Raw genomic sequence first — 16213 nt, forward strand, 5'->3', positions numbered from 1 at the left:
ACGGCTGAGTCAGCGGCGGGGGTCGGTGCTTTTGTGGAGGACGGGCTTTTTCAGCGTGCCCGGGAAGACCTGGACCAAGTGGATTTCCAGGGGGCTGTTGGGGAGGTCGGCGGCGTCGCGGTTGCGTACGTGGACGCGGACGCGGTACGGGCCGGGGCCTGCGGCGGTCAGGGGCGGCAGGTTTGGTGGCGTGTCCATCGGCATGTAGAGCTTGGCGGTGCCGCGCGGGCTGTCGATGCCGACTTCCTGGACGCGGTCCCAGCCCTTGAGGACCAGCGGCGGGGCCTTGCGGTAGGCGCGCACGGTGACGCAGATGTCGTCGTTCTCCACACCGGTCATCACCGCGGCGGCCGGGCCGCTGGAGGCGACCAGGCCGTCCTTGATCGCCTGGCCGAACGGGTCGCTGGGGCTGGGTCCGTCGGCGATGTAGTAGCCGCCGCCCTCACCCGTGGTGACCAGGGCCGTCTTCTGCCGCACGGCCCTCGGGTCGCGCCGGACGGAGCGGCGGCAGGTCGCCTCGTCTCTGGCCTGTTCCTTCTGGTACTCGCGCTCCAGGCGTCGGCGCGTCTCGGCGGCCGCCCGCGCCTGGCGTAGCGCCACGTCCGGGCACAGGTAGGCGAGCACGGTCTCAAAACCGGCGCGTCCGCCCAGATGCCGCCATTCGTCCAGGGCGGCCGGGGTGGGGCGGCCCTGTGAGTCCATGCGCGTGCACACGCGTCGTCCCCGCCAGAGAAGCTCGCCGTCGTCGACGTCCTCGTGCAGTGGCTTCGCCGGGGAGTAGGCGGGGTAGTCGTGGCCGCGCACCATGCACAGATAGGCGTTCGCGTTCCCTGACCGGCATCCGCGCGATCGCCTCGATCCCCGCGGTTCCTTGGGCCTGCGGAAGGCGGACGCGGCCGGGCCGGCAGTCTTCCGGGCCGATCGCGGCGATCTCCTGACGTCCGTGGTCGCCGCCGACAGTGAGCAGCAGCATCACCGCCAACGCGAACGCCATGGCCCAACGACCGCGGCGTCGGCGCACCGTCAAATAGATCAGGCCGGCCGGGACGAGGGCAAGGAGGTCCCATCCGAGCGTGCGGGGCACGAGCGGCTCCCACAGGGCGGCGCAGCCTTCGCCCCATACCGCCAGGTCATAGGCGGCCGACAGCGGTTTCATCAGCCCGGCGACCAGGAGAATCGTCACCGCCGTCCACCCGGGCACCCGTGACCGTGTGCGCGCCCACACCATGAATGCGGGGCCGACGACGAGGAACGGCATGCCCGTCAGCCACTGCAGCGGCCCCAGCTCCATCCGCAGCCGCCATCCCCGGCACTCGGCGGCGCCCGCGAAGCCGAAGCCCATCCCCACCGTGGTGCCCCTGCTCAGGACGTTGAGCAGCAGTCCGAGCACAAGGGGAAGGGCGCTCGCCGCGAGCGCGGCCCACCACAACGTCCGGTGCCGGTCCTGACGGGGGGACATACAGAACCTTTCCGCTTCAGTCGCCAAGCGGCCCCGGCCTTAGCCGCTGACGTCCCGCTCGCGCCTGTCACTGTCCGACGGCAGCCGCCCGCGGTCGAACGCCGCGGGCATGGACGGATGGCCGCCGTACGCCTTGCTCTCGGCGACGGCTGCGAGCCGTCGGCGGGTGCAGCGGCGGCGATCCGGCGCCGCCGCTGGAGCTGTCCCAAAGGCGCACGGCTCGAAAGACCGGCATGCGCAGTACCGGGCCCCGCGTTCCGCCGGGTTTTCACCAGGGTTGACCCGGCTGAGCCCGGGCTCGGTCGGCGGGCGCCGACTTCGGGCGGTTCCGAGGCGGACGGCGGCGACCGGCGTGCTGTCCGGCGGTTCGCAAGCCGCGGGAGGGCCGTCCGGGCGGCGGGCCGAAGGGAGCCTGCCGCCCGGACGTGGCGCTCACGCGAGGAGGGCGGCGACCGCGTCCGCTGTGGCGGGGTGGTCGGCCAGCAGGGCGGCGACCGGCCCGGTGGGGTCGGACGGCCCGGTCGGCCAGTCGGGCGGCAGGCCCAACAGGGCGGCCACCGCGTCGCAGGTCGCGGGGTTCGCCGCCAGCAGGTCGCCAGCGGGGCCCGCGTCCACGGGCGGTGCGGGGGCCTCCGGCGGGGCCGACCAGGGCGGGGTCCAGGCGTCCAGGGCGGCCAGGGTCGCGGGGAAGGTGCGGCCCGCCTCCCTGATCAGGACGGGCACCATCTCCGCCGCGTGGTCCTTCAGGGTGGTGATGAGCTTCGGCAGCCACGGCAGCAGCACCTCGTCGGGCAGGCGCGCGAACGCCTTCGACAGGATCTCCACCACCAGCGACGCCAGCGACGGGACGGGTTCCAGGGCCTGGACGAAGCCGCTCAAATACAGCGGGAACGACGGGACGACCAGCGGGTTGTCCAGCAGTCCGTCGCAGCGCCTGCGCAGTTCGTCCAGCGGGAGCAGGCCGAGCTGCGTCTGCGCCGCCCACAGCAGGGCGACCTTGTCGGGGGCCTCCGGGTGCGACTGCTGAACGGCCAGTTCCAACTGCGTGTGGTCGCAGCCGAGGGACAGCGCCAGGCTCTCCATGCCGAGCAGGAACCCGAGCATCGCCGCGACCTGCCGCGCCCCGGCGTCGTCGTCGGCGAACGCGGTCGGCAGCAGCGTGCAGTAGTGCGCGTATCCCGCGGTCACGAACGACCGGCACCATTGCGGCAGTTCCGGTTCGGTCGCCTGGTAGTAGGAGATCAGCCGCCGGGCGCGGCGCAGCACCTCGGGAGCGTCGTCCACCGTGCGTTCGGCGGCCAGCAGCTCGACCGCGCGGGCGCCGAGTTCGTCGGTGAAGCGCCTGCCGCCGAGGTAGAGGATGGAGTCTTCCACGGCGGCGAGCGCCTGCGCGGCGGTGGCCTTCGGCGCGTACACGGTCTTGCGGAGCCGCTGCTCAAGCACCTGTTCGACGGTGACGCCCTCGTAGCCCAGCTCGACGATCGCCCGCATGTTGCGGCCGATCGCCACGTCCCAGCTCTCCTGGCTGGAGCGTTCGCCCAGGCGGCGCGTGCCGATGATGGGCCGGGCGGCGTCGGGCACCAGCCGGCGCAGGATCCACAGCAGGTCCGAGCACGGCCGCAGGTCGGGATCGGCGTCCAGGTTGAGCAGCGCCCGGTGGATCGTGCGTTTCTCCAGGTCGAAGCCGAGCGGCGCCAGCCGGTCGAGGACGTCGCGGGCCAGCGGGGGCAGGGCGTCGTAGCCGACCGCGCCCACCCGGTCGCCGCCGAGCAGGATCTCGCACAGGCGCGCGATGTCGCGGCGGCCCGGCACGGCGTCCTTCTCGATGCAGGTGACCGCGGCGTCCTGGAAGTCGTACGGCGTCGGCCGCCGCCGGCCGCGGATCCCGGCCAAAAGAATCGACGTCTCGTACACCGCGATGGCGTCGGCGGTGCTGGACGGGTAGCCGTTCTTGCGGGCCAGCCGGACGATGTCGACGCACCAGCCGAGCAGTTCCTGCTCGTCGATGCCGTGCGGGGCGGGCGCGGTGGTCAGGAAGCCCGACAGCCGGTCGGTCACCGGCCCGGGCCGCGGCTGCGCGGGCTTGGCGCGGCCCTTGCGCCGGCCGTCCAGCCGAAACGGTTTGATGCCGGTGCGCTGCAGCGCCTTCTTCCAGGTCGCGGCGGCGATCGACACCGAGCCGGGGGCGAGCCCGAACTGCGCCTCGATCGCCGAGTGGCTGGACGGGATGAGCCCGTACTGCCATTTCGTGGCGGTGCGCGGGCCGATCTCGAACCCCGTCGCGCCGTGCAGGCCGAACTCGGGGACGCGGCTGGCGGCGTGGAAGGCGCCGCACACGTACAGGCAGTCGGCGGGGTCGGCGCCCGAGGACGCCAGATGCTCGCGGATCCGCGTCCACATGTAGCGTTCGCGGTCCTCGTCCACCCGGGTGCGGGCGGCCCCCTCGGGCCGCAGCCGCCGGAACAGGCTGCCGATCAGCACCATGACCTGGCGGTAGGTGTCGTAGTCGGCGTCGACCAGCGGCTGCTCGACGTACTGGTCCCACCACTCCGACCAGTGCCGCACCTTGCCGTGGTGCAGCAGGTGCTCCTCCAGTTCCGCGAAGCCCGGCCGCAGGTCGCCGATCTCGACGCCGACCGCGTCGCCGTGCAGCGCCGCCTCGTCGTCCTCGCCCTCGCCGGCGCCGTCGGGTCCGCCGTCGCCGGCGGGGGCGTCGCGCGGCTCCCACTGGAAGACGTGGTCGGTCGACCGGTCCACCAGCACCAGTTCGACGCCGGAGGTGGTCAGCGCGTAGGAGATCGCCTGGTATTCGGCGGACGCCTCGGTGATCGGCGCGATGACGCTGAGCGGCGCCCACCGCTCGGGGAAGCCGTCGGTGTCGGCGGCGAACGCCTGCAGCGCCACCGGCAGGGTGCAGTTGTGCAGCTCGTCCAGCAGGGGCCGCAGGTCCTCGCACAGCTCCAGGTAGATGACCTTGGGCCGCTTGTCGCGCAGCCGGCGGACCATCGCCGTCGCCGAGGCGGGCGAGTGGTGGCACACCGGGAAGATCTCCAGCGGTTCGCGCAGCGCCCGGTCGACGTCCTCGACCATCCCGGCCAGGATCTGCGCGACGGGGCCGGAGCCGAACCGCTCGGCCGCCCCGAGCAGCTGCTCGCGCAGCCCGCCGAACGGCCCGGCGGCCACGGCGTCCAAGCCTGTCGCCCCGCCCGTCATGTCGTCGGTCGCCGTGCCGGTCATGACAGCTTCGCCAGCGCTTCGCGGCCGCCCTCCAGGAAGCCCTGCCACGGCCCCTGCTCGGCCTTGCTGCGCGGTTCGATGACGCCGTGCCAGAACTTGTTGAGGATGGCCAGGTCCTCCGGGCTGCGCCGGGCCAGCGACCCGACCAGCGAGGACGCCAGCGTCTCGGCGCGCAGTTCCCGTTCGCCGAAGAACTGGCTGTGCAGGATCGCGTCCTCCAGTACGCCGATCTGCTCGGCCGTCGACAGCGCCGACTCCAGCTTCTCGTCGTCGCTGCGGGCGGACGCGGCGGCGGCGCGCAGGTCGGCGAAGCTCTGCAGCAGCACCTCCAGCAGCGACGGCGCCACCTCCAGCTCGATCCGGTGCCGCCGCAGCAGCTCGGTGGTGCGGAACCGCACGATGTCGGCCTCGGCCTTCTTGCTGGTCACCACGGGGATGCGCACGAAGTTGAAGCGCCGCTTGAGCGCCGAGGACAGGTCGTTGACGCCCCGGTCGCGGCTGTTGGCCGTCGCGATGACGGAGAAGCCGGGCTTGGCGAACACGGTGTTGTCGGCGTCCAGCTCGGGGATGGAGATGTACTTCTCCGACAGGATCGAGATGAGGGCGTCCTGCACGTCGCTGGTGGCGCGGGTCAGCTCCTCGAACCGGCCGATCATGCCCCGTTCCATCGCGGTCATGATGGGCGAGGGGATCATCGACTCCCGGGACTGCCCCTTGGCGATCACCATGGAGACGTTCCAGGAGTACTTGATGTGGTCCTCGGTGGTGCCGGCGGTGCCCTGCACGACCAGCGTCGAGTTGCGGCAGATCGCCGCCGCCAGCAGCTCGGCCAGCCAGGACTTGCCGGTGCCCGGGTCGCCGATCAGCAGCAGCCCGCGGTCGGACGCGAGCGTGACGATGGCGCGTTCGACGAACGTGCGGTCGCCGAACCACTTCTGCGGAATCTCCCGGTCGAGGCCGTCGGAGCGCTCCGACCCGAGGATGAACGTGCGGACCATCCGCGGGCTCAGCCGCCACGAGAACGGCTTGTGCCCGTCGTCGATCGACTCCAGGTAGTCGAGCTCGTCGGCGTACTTGACCTCGGCGGGTGCGCGCAGCATCTCGTCGGTCATGGCAAGGGTCTCCTCAATGAACGTCGGTTGCGTGCGGGGGCGTCAGGTCAGGAAGTTCTTCAGTTCGAACACGAGCTTGTCGATGTGGCCGGACAGGACGGGGGTGCCCAGCTCCTTGAGCTTCTGCCGGTACCAGGGGTCGACGCCGGCGCGGCCGGAGCTGTTGACCGACCCGACCGGGATGAACTTCACGCCGAACCGGTGCAGCGACCGGAAGTCGTCGAGCAGGCCCCGGTCGTCGTAGAAGTCGGAGATCCACACCAGCACCGTGTTGCGCGGGTCGGCGATCTTCGGCCGGGCCATCCGCATCGCGACCGGCCCGTGCGTGCCACCGCCGAGCGTGGTGCGCAGCAGCACTTCGAACGGGTCGCGCACCCACGGCGTCAGGTCGATCGCGCGGGTGTCGTAGGCGATCAGGTGCACGTCCACCTTGGGCAGCCCGGCGAAGATGGACGCCAGGATGGTGCAGTTGACCATCGCGTCCACCATGGACCCGGACTGGTCGACCACCACGATCATCCGTGCGGGCGTGGTGCGGCGGGCGGTGTGCTTGTAGAACAGCCGGTCGACGTAGAGCCGCTCCTCCTGCGGGTCGTAGTTGACCAGGTTCTTCCAGATCGTCCGGTCGAGGTCGAGGTTGCGGAACACCCGCTTGGGCGGCACGCTCCGGTCGATCTTGCCGGTGCTGGTCTGCTCCACCCGCGTCCTCAGCACCTCGGCGACCTCGTCCACATACCGCCTGATCAGCGCCTTGGCGTTGGCGAGGGCCTCGTCCGACAGGTTGTGCTTGTCGCGCAGCAGCTGCTCGATCAGCGGCATGCTCGGGGTGAGCCGGCGGGCCAGCGCCGGGTCGGCGAGCACCTCGCGCAGCCGCATCCGGCTGACCAGGTCGCCCTCCAGGGTGGCCAGGAACGTTTCCAGGTCGGCGTCGGTGACCTCGAACCCCTGCCCGGCGCCGGACCCGCGCCCCGGGCCGGAGCCCTTCCCGGAGCCGTTCTGCTCGCCCTGGCCTGCGCCGCTCTGTTCGTCGCCCGATTCGCCCTGGCCGGGGCCGCGGCCGGCGCAGGCGCCGAGCGCGCGGCGCAGCCATTCGGCGTCGCGCTGCCAGGTGGCCAGCCGCTCCGCCGACACGTCGCCAGTGCCGGTGCGGAACGCGTTGAGCAGCAGCTTCGACACCACGGCCGTGCGCCGCACCCGGTCGCCGACGTCGCCTTCGGCCAGCGGGTCGCGGAACTCGGCCTCCAGTTCGGGGAACCGCTGCAGGACGGTGTCGACCGAGACGCCGGGGTCGAGCAGCGCCGCCGGGAGTCCGCGCTCCTCGACGACGGCCAGGCTCGCCGACTCCAGGGCGGGCTGCTCCTCGACGTCGAACACCTGCCCCAGCAGCCGCCACAGCAGCACCTGGCGGCGGACGTCATCGCTGTGGACGTCGTCGCTGTCGATCATTTGCGCAGCAGCCTTCCCGCGCGTTCAGTGAGGACGGCCACGGGGTCGCCGGACCGAACCTGGGCCTTGACGACCTTCGGGTCGGTGGGGCCCAGCGCCCAGTCGCCGTTGTGCGCCGCGACCGGTTGCTTCTTGACGGCGCTCTGCACGGCGAGCGGCTGCAGGCTCCACCGCCCGGCGTCCCAGCGGAGCAGGCCGATGCACGCCGTGGAGGCGGTGACGAGCCGCTCGGTGAGCGGGCCGCCCGGCGGCAGCCGGTCCAGGTCGACGGCGAGGATCTGGCCGCCCAGGTCGAACGTGCCCTCCCGCTTGACCTTGTAGCCCTCGACCAGCACCGGTTCGGCGATGTGCACCGGGTGGCGGTCGAGCGGCGCGACGGCCGGGGCCTCGGCGTCGGGGAGCCGGACGCGGGCCGTGGCGAACGGGTCGGCGGGCTCGCCGGCCTCGGCGCGCTCCTCGTCCCACAGCAGGTCGCCGCCGGCGGTCAGCCGCATGCCGGCGACGTTGACGGAGCGGTGCTCGGCGAGGGCCGCCAGCAGCGTCGGGTAGGCCGACAGCAGCTTCCACACCTCCGGGCCGACGATCGTGTCGACCTTGGCGGCGGAGACGGCGACGCGGACGAGCCGCACCGGCCCGTCGCCGTCGGCGGGCTCCAGCACCGCGTGCAGCTGCGCCTGGACGGCCGTGCCGTGCTCGTGGACGTCGACGCCGAGGGGCAGCAGCCGCCCGGAGACGGTGGCGGTGCCGCCCGTCCAGCCGCCCGAATGCGACAGCAGCACCGCGCGCGTCCACAGGTCGGCCCAGCGGCGTTCGGGGACCCGGTCCATCGTCGCGACCGGGGACGAGACGCGCAGCTCGGCGGCCATGCCGTCGAGCAGGACGGCGAGGCGGCGCAGCCGCGGCTCGCCCCACAGCGCCTCGACCGCCTGCTCGGCGGCCGACGCCAGCCCCTCGTCGACGCCGAGCCAGCCGGCGATGGCCAGCTCACGCAGCCAGGATCGAGCCGCGGCGAGCAGGTTGGCGGGCACCGGCTCGCCTTCGGCGGGGCGTTCCTCCCAGACGGCGCGGGACCGGCCGAGCGCGCCGTCGAGCCGGGCGAGCAGGGCGTCATGGGCCGCACCGAGCAGCGCGGCGCGCGCCCCCGCCAGCGCGGTCATCTCGGGGACGCCGATGGCGCCGCCGGCGACCTTGGCGGACGCGTCCGCCAGCGCCGTGCCGAGCGGGGACGCGCCCACCGCGGCGGCCAGCGCGTTGACCGCCTCGGTGTGCCGGGGGCCGAGCCGGGCGAGCCCGCCCGCCAGCGCGGCGTCGAACCCGGCGACCACCTCCACGGCCTCGGCGACGCCGGGCGGGCTCTGGGCGAGCAGTTCGGCGAGCTGTACCGCCTGCATCAGGCCACCGCCTTCCAGGCCGGGAACCAGTGCATCTCGGGGAGGGGCTCGGAGACGGCCGGAACCTGCAGATAGGTCAGGTGCCGAAGGAACCGGCTGAACACCATGGCGGCCGGTGCCTTCTCAAGCCTGCCCTTGAGCAGGAAATGCAGGTCGTCCCCCTCGGAGGCGTCCACCTTCAGGTAGCGGGCGACGCGGTCGAACCCGTACTGCCTGACCGCCTCGTCGATCAGCGCCTTGAGGTGCTTGCAGTGGCGGGAGCCTCCGGCGCCCGCGCACGGCCGGTTGTTGTTGGTGCTGCAGCTGAAGTTGTGCGTCCCGGCCGCGATCGACGAGACGTACACGCGGGCGATGTCCGAACCGCTCGACACCACCCCTTGCAACCGGCCCTCCGCCAGTTCGACGAAGGGCACCTTGGCCAGTTTGCGTGGTCGGAGGGGCGGCACCACGCGCACCGCGCTCCGTTCCTCCCACCCGGCGTCGCCGGAAGTCATGAACTTCGTCCTCCACCCTTGCGGTCCGTCGGATGGCGAACGTTGTATCGGCCTCCACCGACATTCGAGCCCCGCCCGCCGTCCCGGCTGGTCAGCGGCCACCCCGGTGACGAGCTGCAAACTTGATGCAGCTGCGAGTTATTTGCAATAGTGGGGCCATGACCTATGCGCTACCCGATCTGCCCTACGACTACGCCGCCCTGGAGCCTGCGATCACCGGCGAGATCCTCGAACTGCACCACAGCAGGCACCACGCCGCCTACGTCAAGGGCGCCAACGAAACCCTGGAGAGACTGGCGGAGGCACGCGACAAGGAGCAGTACGGCAGCCTGGTCGGGCTGGAGAAGACGCTGGCGTTCAACCTGTCGGGGCACGTGCTGCACTCGATCTTCTGGACGAACCTGTCCCCCGACGGCGGCGACCGCCCCGACGGCGAACTGGCCGACGCAATCGACGAGCACTTCGGATCGTTCGAGGCGTTCCGCAAGCAGCTGTCCACGGCCACGTCCACCGTGCAGGGCTCGGGATGGGGCGTGCTGGCCTGGGAACCGGTCGGCAGGCGCCTGGTGGTGGAGCAGGTCTACGACCACCACGGCAACGTCGGCATGGGCACCACCCCGCTGCTGGTCTTCGACGCCTGGGAGCACGCCTACTACCTGCAGTACCGCAACGTGCGCCCCGACTACGTCGAAAAGCTGTGGTCCCTGGTCAACTGGGCCGACGTCGCCGCCCGTTACGCCGCCGCCAAGAACGCCTAGGGCCTGTCTCGAAGTGTGATGAGTGGCGGCATGTCGCATGCCGGACGCAGCGAGGCATCGCGGCCGCGATCTGCGAACCGGCCGATCAGGCGGGCGGCCGGCGTCGGCGCGGCGTGCGCGGTGGCCGACCACCCGGGTTCGGCAGGCTCGCCGTCCGCTACCAGGCCACCGTCCACATCGCCACCATCAACGAACGGCTCTGGCCAACTTTGAAACACGCCCTAGGCACCCCAGGGCCATCCGACCGTGGCGCCCACCAGGCCGGGATCATGCTCAGAACACGTTCCCGCGCGGCCTGGTGGGCGCCGCTTACGCTAACCGCCTGCGGATCGCGGCGGCCCGTCGGGCCTGGGGATGGCGCCATCCGACATGCATGACCCATGGCGACAACAGACCGCGTTCGGGGCTGTTCTATGCCGGCGGCTTTTCCTGGGGGTCGCGGTGAGGGGTCTGGACGAAGCGAGGGCCGGGGCGGACGCGCCGTCACAGGGCCAGGCGACAGCGATGCGGAGCGGGGCCATCTCGCTGTCGCGGTGCCAGGCGAGGTCGGGGCGGGCGTCGTAGGCCGCCATCGACTCGGGGCCGAAGCACACGGCGGCCACGGCGGCGCGGGCGATGCCATGGCCGTCCACCGCCTCCATGGATCGCCTGACCGGCGCCGGGGACCCAGGCCGCCCCGGCGCCGGTCGAGTCGGACGGGGTGTCAGGAGGTGACGCGGAAGGTGGCGTCCTGGCGGTCGGTGACACCGGAGGAGGAACTGAGCGGGTCGATGCGTAGCAGGTAGTTGCTGTGCCGGAGATAGTAGGTCGGGTAGTTGTAGGAGCGGAACGACGACCACGACGCGTCGGCGAGACCCGCGGTGCGGTAGAAGGTGGCGTCGGCGCGGAACTGCGCGGTGCCGTCGTTGGAGTCGAGCCGGATGGCGAAATCGTAGTGCCGCAGATAGTAGCCGGGGTAGTTGACCGACTCGAAGGACACGCCGGACGCGTCGGCGAGGCCGGGCACCATGCGCCACATCTGGTCCTGGTAGGGGTCGAACGGATACGCGTCGATCCGGCCGACGAAATCCTGGTGCCGCACGAAACGGTCCGGGTAGTTGTACGACTTCAGCCGCACCCAGTTCGGCGTTCCCCAGCGGGAGATCAGGGCGTTGTACTCGGCGTCGGTGATACCGGCGATCGACCCGTGCTTGGAGTTCAGCGGCGGGGTGTAGTCGCGCTGGTTGAGCACGGTCCACGAGCCGGAGGTGATGTCGCTTGTGGACCAGGCGTAGTAGTCGTTGTTGACGGGGCTGTAGGAGTCGCCCCACAGCCGCCACCCGCTGCCGTCGTTGAGCTTGTGCAGCAGCGGCGCCTCGATCGCGCTGCCCTGGATCAGGCCGCTGGTGTAGGTGGTGAAACTGTTGGGCGCGCCGGTGGTGGACCGCGCCCCGTAGAGCCGGCCGTCCGACAGATTCTTGTAGTACATGTAGGTGATTCCGCCGTCCACGACGATGTCGCCGTCCAGGACGCCGAATCCGGGGCTGAAATAGGTCTGCGGGCTGGTGACGGTCTGGAAGTCGGTGGTGTAGTTCACCCAGAAGACGTCGGCGGTGGAGTAGACGATTCCGTACTGGCTGCGGGAGGCGTCCCAGAACACCGTCGGCGCCCACGTGTGGTCGTCGGTGGTGTGCATCCGCAGGCGGCGGTAACCGGTGAACGATGTCAGGTTCGTCGAGTCCCACACGTGCAGGTACTGGCTGTTCAGGCTGAAGTTGGTGCCCTTGAGGTCGGTGGCGATGACCACGAACGCGCCGTCCAGCTTGCGGTACACCTGCGGGTCGCGCAGGCCCTGCTGCCCGGCCGTCGGCGTGACGACCGGGTTGTTCTGGTTGAGCGGCGTCCAGTTCAGGCCGTCCCGGCTGACCGCCAGGTGCAGGCCGTAGTCCGCGCCCAGGCCCTGCGGCGACTCGGTGAAGTAGGCCATCACGTAGGCGCTGTACGTCGCCGCCGACGCGGCGCGCGGGAAGCCCGCCACGCCGGCGGCGGCGAGCGCGGCGGAGGCGAGGGCGGTCCGGGTGAATTCTCTCCGGGAAAGGGTCACGGGGCTGGCCTTTCTTCTCGGAAGCGGGCTGCGCTCGGGGCTTTCGGAGCGCGCAGCGGCAGGCCGGTTCGCCAAGACGAGTGCCTTGCAAGAATGCGGATCAAAGCCGCGCAGCTGAAACGGCGCGGCGACCCGACGCCTCGCGTCGGGGCTCCTGCCGCAACACCACCGACCCCGGCAGGAGAAACCGCGTGGGAGCCTCAGTGTTAGAACGCCGCTCAAAACGTGTCAAGACCGGACCGGGCGGCTTGTGCCGCGGCGGCCGGGCCCGCGCGGTCCATATGCTCGGCGGATGCCGGCCGGGGCGGCCGCGGATTCGGTTCGCGCATGCGCTCGGCCGCGGAGACCCCCGGCACATGAAATTTCATGCGGCGTGCCGCGCGGCTCCGCCGCCTTGACCAGCCGGGAACGGCTCGGGCGCCGCCGGCGGGGCACTTGGCACGCCCGAGAGGGTCTTGACGGACCTCACGGCGTCGTGTTTGCTCCGGCTCACCACCACCGACGCCATCCCGCCCCGAGAAAGGCCGCACTGGACGCAAAAATGTTAGCGCTAACAAGAAGTGCTCCGACACCCCGCCCCGCCCCCAGGCGACCCCTGGAGGAAGGTCGGCCCACCCATGTGAGCGTTAACGCTTACCCACCCGAGAGGCCACCGCCTTCGCGGCCGCGGCTCGGGTGAAGACGGCCGAGGGGCCGAGGCAAGGGCGTGCCGGTGCCTGGTTTCTCAGCCCCGGTAGGTTTCCAGGAGGCGCAGCCAGATTTCGCTGATGGTCGGGTATGCGGGGACCGCATGCCACAGGCGGGCGAGCGGAACCTCGCCGACGACGGCGATGGTCGCCGAGTGCAGCAGTTCCGCGACGCCGGCGCCGACGAAGGTCACGCCCAGAAGGGTCTCGCGGTCCAGGTCCACCACGGCGCGGGCGCGGCCCCGGTAGCCGTCGGCGTACAACGCGGCCCCGGCGACGCCGCCCAGGTCGTAGTCCACCGCCCGCACCCTGCGGCCCTGCCGCTGCGCCTCGTCGAGGGTGAGGCCGACCGCCGCGACCTCGGGGTCGGTGAAGACCACCTGCGGCACCGCCTGCCGGTCCGCGGTGGCGACGCTGCGTCCCCACGGCGCCAGGTCCAGTTCGCGGCCCGCGGCGCGGTCGGCGATCACCGTGCCGAAGATCCGTCCCTGGTATTTGCCCTGGTGGGTCAGCAGGGCCCGGCCGGTGACGTCCCCGGCCGCATACAGCCAGCCCCCCTCGACGCCCACCGCCAGGCCGGTGTCGTCCACCTCGATCGGCTTGCCCGCCTCCAGGCCGACGCTCTCCACGCCGAGATCGGCGGTCGCCGGGACGCGGCCGGTCGCGAACAGCACCTCGTCGGCCGTGAGGGTGCCGCCGCCGTCCAGGATCAACGTCACCGGGCCGTCGCGGCGCACCTCGGTCACCGACGTGCCGAACCGCACGTCGACCCCGGATTCGCGCAGGCTGTCGGCGACCAGCTCACCGGCGAACGGCTCCAGCCTCGACAGCAGCCGCCGCCCCCGCACCAGCAGCGTCACCTCGCTGCCCAGCGCCCGCCAGGCGGTGGCCATCTCGACCGCGACGACGCCGCCGCCGACCACCGCCAGCCGTTCCGGCACCGTCTGGGAGCCGGTGGCCTCGCGGCTGGTCCACGGACGGGCCTCGGCCAGGCCGGGCAGTTCCGGCAGCGCGGCGCGGGTGCCCGTGCACACCGCCACCGCGTGCCGGGCGGTCAGGACGCGGCGCCCGCCGTCGGGCGTGTCCACGGCCACCCGGCGTTCCCCGTCCAGCCGGCCGTGCCCGCGCACCAGGGTGATCCCGGCGCCGTCCAGCCAGGCGACCTGGCCGTCGTCCTTCCAGTCGGAGGCGAAGGAGTTTCTGCGCCGCAGCACCGCCGACGCGTCCAAAGCGCCGGTCACCGCCTCGCGCGCCCCGGCGACCCGCGTCGCGTCGGCGCGAGCGGCGACCGGACGCAGCAGCGCCTTGCTGGGCATGCACGCCCAGTACGAGCACTCCCCGCCCACCAGTTCGGCCTCTACCAGCGCGACCGTCAGCCCGCCCGCGTGCGCCCGCTCCGCGAGGTTCTCGCCCGTCGGCCCGCCGCCCAGCACCACGACGTCGAATTCGTCCACCGCCCCATCCTTCCTGAATGTCCCGCGTGCTGAAAGATGCCGCCGGTCAGCACGCGTGTCACTGTGGTCCCTGCGGCGCACGGGGGTTGCCGCGCGGGCGGAGGGTCGCGTTCGGCAGCGGCGGCGCCGGGAGGCGGTCCCCGGCGTACCCTTCGACCTTGCCGAACCGCTCGGAGGCAGCCTGCCATTCCCGCCGGGCCCGGGCGATCTCCTCGTGGGTGCGGCCGACGAAGTTCCACCACATGACGATGCGCTCCTCGAAGGGCGCCCCGCCGAGCAGGATCGCCCGCGCCGGGGCGCCGGTCGTGTTCTCCAGGGTCAGCGTTCCCGTTCCGGGGGCGAGATAGCCCAGCTCGCCGCGGTGCACCGGCGTGCCCGCCATCCGCACCTCGCCGAGATCGACCAGCAGGCCGTGTTCGAAACCGGCGTCGACCGCGAGGGTCACGGTCGCGTGCGGGTCGAGCGTCAGTTCGGCGCCGAGCAGCGGCGTGAAGGTCGGGACGGGCGAGGTGACACCGACCAGGGAGCCGAGGAACACCCTGGCCTCGCCCCCGTCCAGGCGGACCGGGCGCGGCACGTGGTGGTGGAAGTCGCGGGCGGTGTGGCGGTGCCGTTCCGGCAGCGCCACCCACAGTTGCACGCCGTGCAGGATCGTGGTGCGGGCGGTGGAGACCTCCGAGTGGCTGATCCCGTATCCGGCCGTCATGAGGTTCAGCTCGCCCGGGTGGACGAGGGCGTGCGTGCCGAGGCTGTCGCGGTGCTCGATCTCGCCGCTGAACAGCCAGCTCACCGTCTGCAGGCCGGTATGGGGGTGCGGGGCGACGTCCATCCCGCCCGTCCGGGCGACGTCGTCGGGCCCGTAGTGGTCGGCGAAGCACCACGCGCCGATCAGCGGCCGGGCCCGCTGCGGCAGGGTGCGGCGCACCGTCATCGCCCGGGGGCCGCCGAGGGGGACGTCTCTGGCGGCGAGCACCTCGACCCGCGGTTCGACCTCGACATCGCTCACCGTTGAACGCCTTCCGCTCGGCTGCCTCTTCGGCCGACAGGTACAGCACCGCCGCCCCGGCAGGTATTTCGCCCCCCGGCGGGTCAGGTGCGGCGGGCGCGGGCCTCGCTGGGGGTGCAGCCGTAGCGGGTGCGGAAGAGGCGGGCGAAGTGGGCCTGGCTGGAGAAACCCCACCGGTAGGCGACGTCGGCGATCGTCGTGCCGGCGGTGTCGCTGCCGGTGAGCTGCTCGTAGGCGCGCCGGAGGCGGCGTTCGGTGATGTAGCGCGACGGCGTGGTGCCGGTCGGTTCGAAGACGCGGCCGAGGTGCCGCACCGAGACGCCGAGCACGCCCGCGATCTGGCTGGGGGTCAGGCGCGGGTCGTGCAGGTGGCGTTCGATGTAGTCCTCGGCGACAATGCGCAGCGCCTGGTAGGTGCCGGGAGCGGACCGGTCGCCGGACCGCTCCCGGCCCAGCAACCTGATCAGTTCGAGCACGTCGTCGCGGGTGCCGCCGGGGGTGCCCGCGACCATCCCGGCCAGGAGGGTGCGCAGGCTCGCGACCAGCTCCCCCTCGCGGGCGGTGCCGCGGCCGAACAGCATCGGCGCGGGGACGCCGCCGGTCATGCACTGCTCGACGAACAGCGTCCGGGGGATGTCGACCAGGAACTGCCGCATCATGCCCGAGAAACCGAACAGGTAGGGGCGCCGCGTGTCGTACACGACCAGCTCTCCCGCGGTGGCCGACAGGCAGCCGTTCTCGTGCATGAACACCGCGTCGCCCTTGACCAGCAGTGTCACGAAGACCGAGTCCTTGGGGACGGACCGGGCCATCTGGGGACTGCGCTCGATGGCGTGCGCGTTGCCGCTGATGTCGGCCAGGCGCACGCCGCCGAGTTCGAAATTGGTCTGCCGGGCCAGCAGCCCCCGTTCGGAGTAGGAGGTGCAGGACAAGCCGACCAGGGCCCTGCGGTTGTAGTCCTCCCAGTAGGCGATGCGGTCGCGAGGGGCGATCTCCTCGGTCGTCGCCCGGGAGATCACGGGGGGAGCGGTCGCCGGCACGGTCAGCCTCCTCCCAGTTCGGGATGTTTCGCGAAGTCTAGCCCGTT

Annotated in this window: 12 protein-coding genes; 1 reads left to right on the forward strand and 11 read right to left on the reverse strand. The window is 72.0% G+C overall.

The window, feature by feature from the left end; genetic code table 11:
* Window positions 1-9: 9 nt before the first annotated feature.
* The 7 genes from QSK22_RS28695 to QSK22_RS28725 form a co-directional block, all read right to left on the reverse strand.
* Window positions 10-702, reverse strand: coding sequence for a hypothetical protein (locus QSK22_RS28695; protein WP_285497549.1), 693 nt, complete (start codon window positions 700-702; stop codon window positions 10-12).
* Window positions 629-1459 (reverse strand): hypothetical protein, encoded by an 831-nt coding sequence (locus QSK22_RS28700; RefSeq protein WP_285497550.1) that lies wholly within the window; start codon window positions 1457-1459, stop codon window positions 629-631. Before QSK22_RS28700 ends, QSK22_RS28695 begins: the two co-directional genes overlap by 74 nt.
* Window positions 1460-1891: 432 nt before the next feature.
* Window positions 1892-4696 (reverse strand): DUF5682 family protein, encoded by a 2805-nt coding sequence (locus QSK22_RS28705; RefSeq protein ID WP_502872384.1) that lies wholly within the window; start codon window positions 4694-4696, stop codon window positions 1892-1894.
* Window positions 4693-5808 carry an ATP-binding protein gene (locus tag QSK22_RS28710; protein WP_285497551.1) on the reverse strand — a complete coding sequence of 372 codons (1116 nt, stop codon included), beginning with the start codon at window positions 5806-5808 and terminating at the stop codon, window positions 4693-4695. The genes QSK22_RS28705 and QSK22_RS28710 overlap by 4 nt, the downstream gene beginning before the upstream one ends.
* Before the next feature lie 42 nt (window positions 5809-5850).
* The gene (locus QSK22_RS28715; protein ID WP_285497552.1) at window positions 5851-7254 is read right to left on the reverse strand and encodes a VWA domain-containing protein; all 1404 of its coding nucleotides are present in this window, start codon (window positions 7252-7254) and stop codon (window positions 5851-5853) included.
* Window positions 7251-8645: a hypothetical protein gene (locus QSK22_RS28720; RefSeq protein WP_285497553.1), complete on the reverse strand. Its 1395-nt coding sequence runs from the start codon at window positions 8643-8645 to the stop codon at window positions 7251-7253. Before QSK22_RS28720 ends, QSK22_RS28715 begins: the two co-directional genes overlap by 4 nt.
* Window positions 8645-9139 carry a hypothetical protein gene (locus QSK22_RS28725; RefSeq protein ID WP_285497554.1) on the reverse strand — a complete coding sequence of 165 codons (495 nt, stop codon included), beginning with the start codon at window positions 9137-9139 and terminating at the stop codon, window positions 8645-8647. Before QSK22_RS28725 ends, QSK22_RS28720 begins: the two co-directional genes overlap by 1 nt.
* Window positions 9140-9297: 158 nt before the next feature.
* On the opposite strand from QSK22_RS28725, the gene QSK22_RS28730 reads away from it, so the two are divergent.
* Entirely contained in the window at window positions 9298-9897 is a 600-nt protein-coding gene (locus tag QSK22_RS28730) for a superoxide dismutase (RefSeq protein ID WP_285497555.1), read from the forward strand.
* 703 nt (window positions 9898-10600) lie between these two features.
* Here the strand turns inward: QSK22_RS28730 and QSK22_RS28735 are convergent.
* The 4 genes from QSK22_RS28735 to QSK22_RS28750 all read right to left on the reverse strand — a co-directional run bounded on the left by QSK22_RS28735 (window position 10601) and on the right by QSK22_RS28750 (window position 16166).
* Entirely contained in the window at window positions 10601-11980 is a 1380-nt protein-coding gene (locus QSK22_RS28735; protein ID WP_285497556.1) for a glycoside hydrolase family 43 protein, read from the reverse strand.
* Window positions 11981-12704: 724 nt separating this feature from the next.
* Window positions 12705-14120: a dihydrolipoyl dehydrogenase family protein gene (locus QSK22_RS28740; RefSeq protein WP_285497557.1), complete on the reverse strand. Its 1416-nt coding sequence runs from the start codon at window positions 14118-14120 to the stop codon at window positions 12705-12707.
* 58 nt (window positions 14121-14178) lie between these two features.
* Window positions 14179-15126 (reverse strand): pirin family protein, encoded by a 948-nt coding sequence (locus QSK22_RS28745; RefSeq protein ID WP_285497558.1) that lies wholly within the window; start codon window positions 15124-15126, stop codon window positions 14179-14181.
* An 83-nt stretch (window positions 15127-15209) separates the two neighbouring features.
* Window positions 15210-16166, reverse strand: coding sequence for a helix-turn-helix domain-containing protein (locus QSK22_RS28750; protein ID WP_285497559.1), 957 nt, complete (start codon window positions 16164-16166; stop codon window positions 15210-15212).
* Window positions 16167-16213: the final 47 nt, after the last annotated feature.

The sequence above is a fragment of the Actinomadura sp. NBRC 104425 genome (assembly GCF_030269545.1).
Lineage (GTDB): Bacteria > Actinomycetota > Actinomycetes > Streptosporangiales > Streptosporangiaceae > Spirillospora > Spirillospora keratinilytica.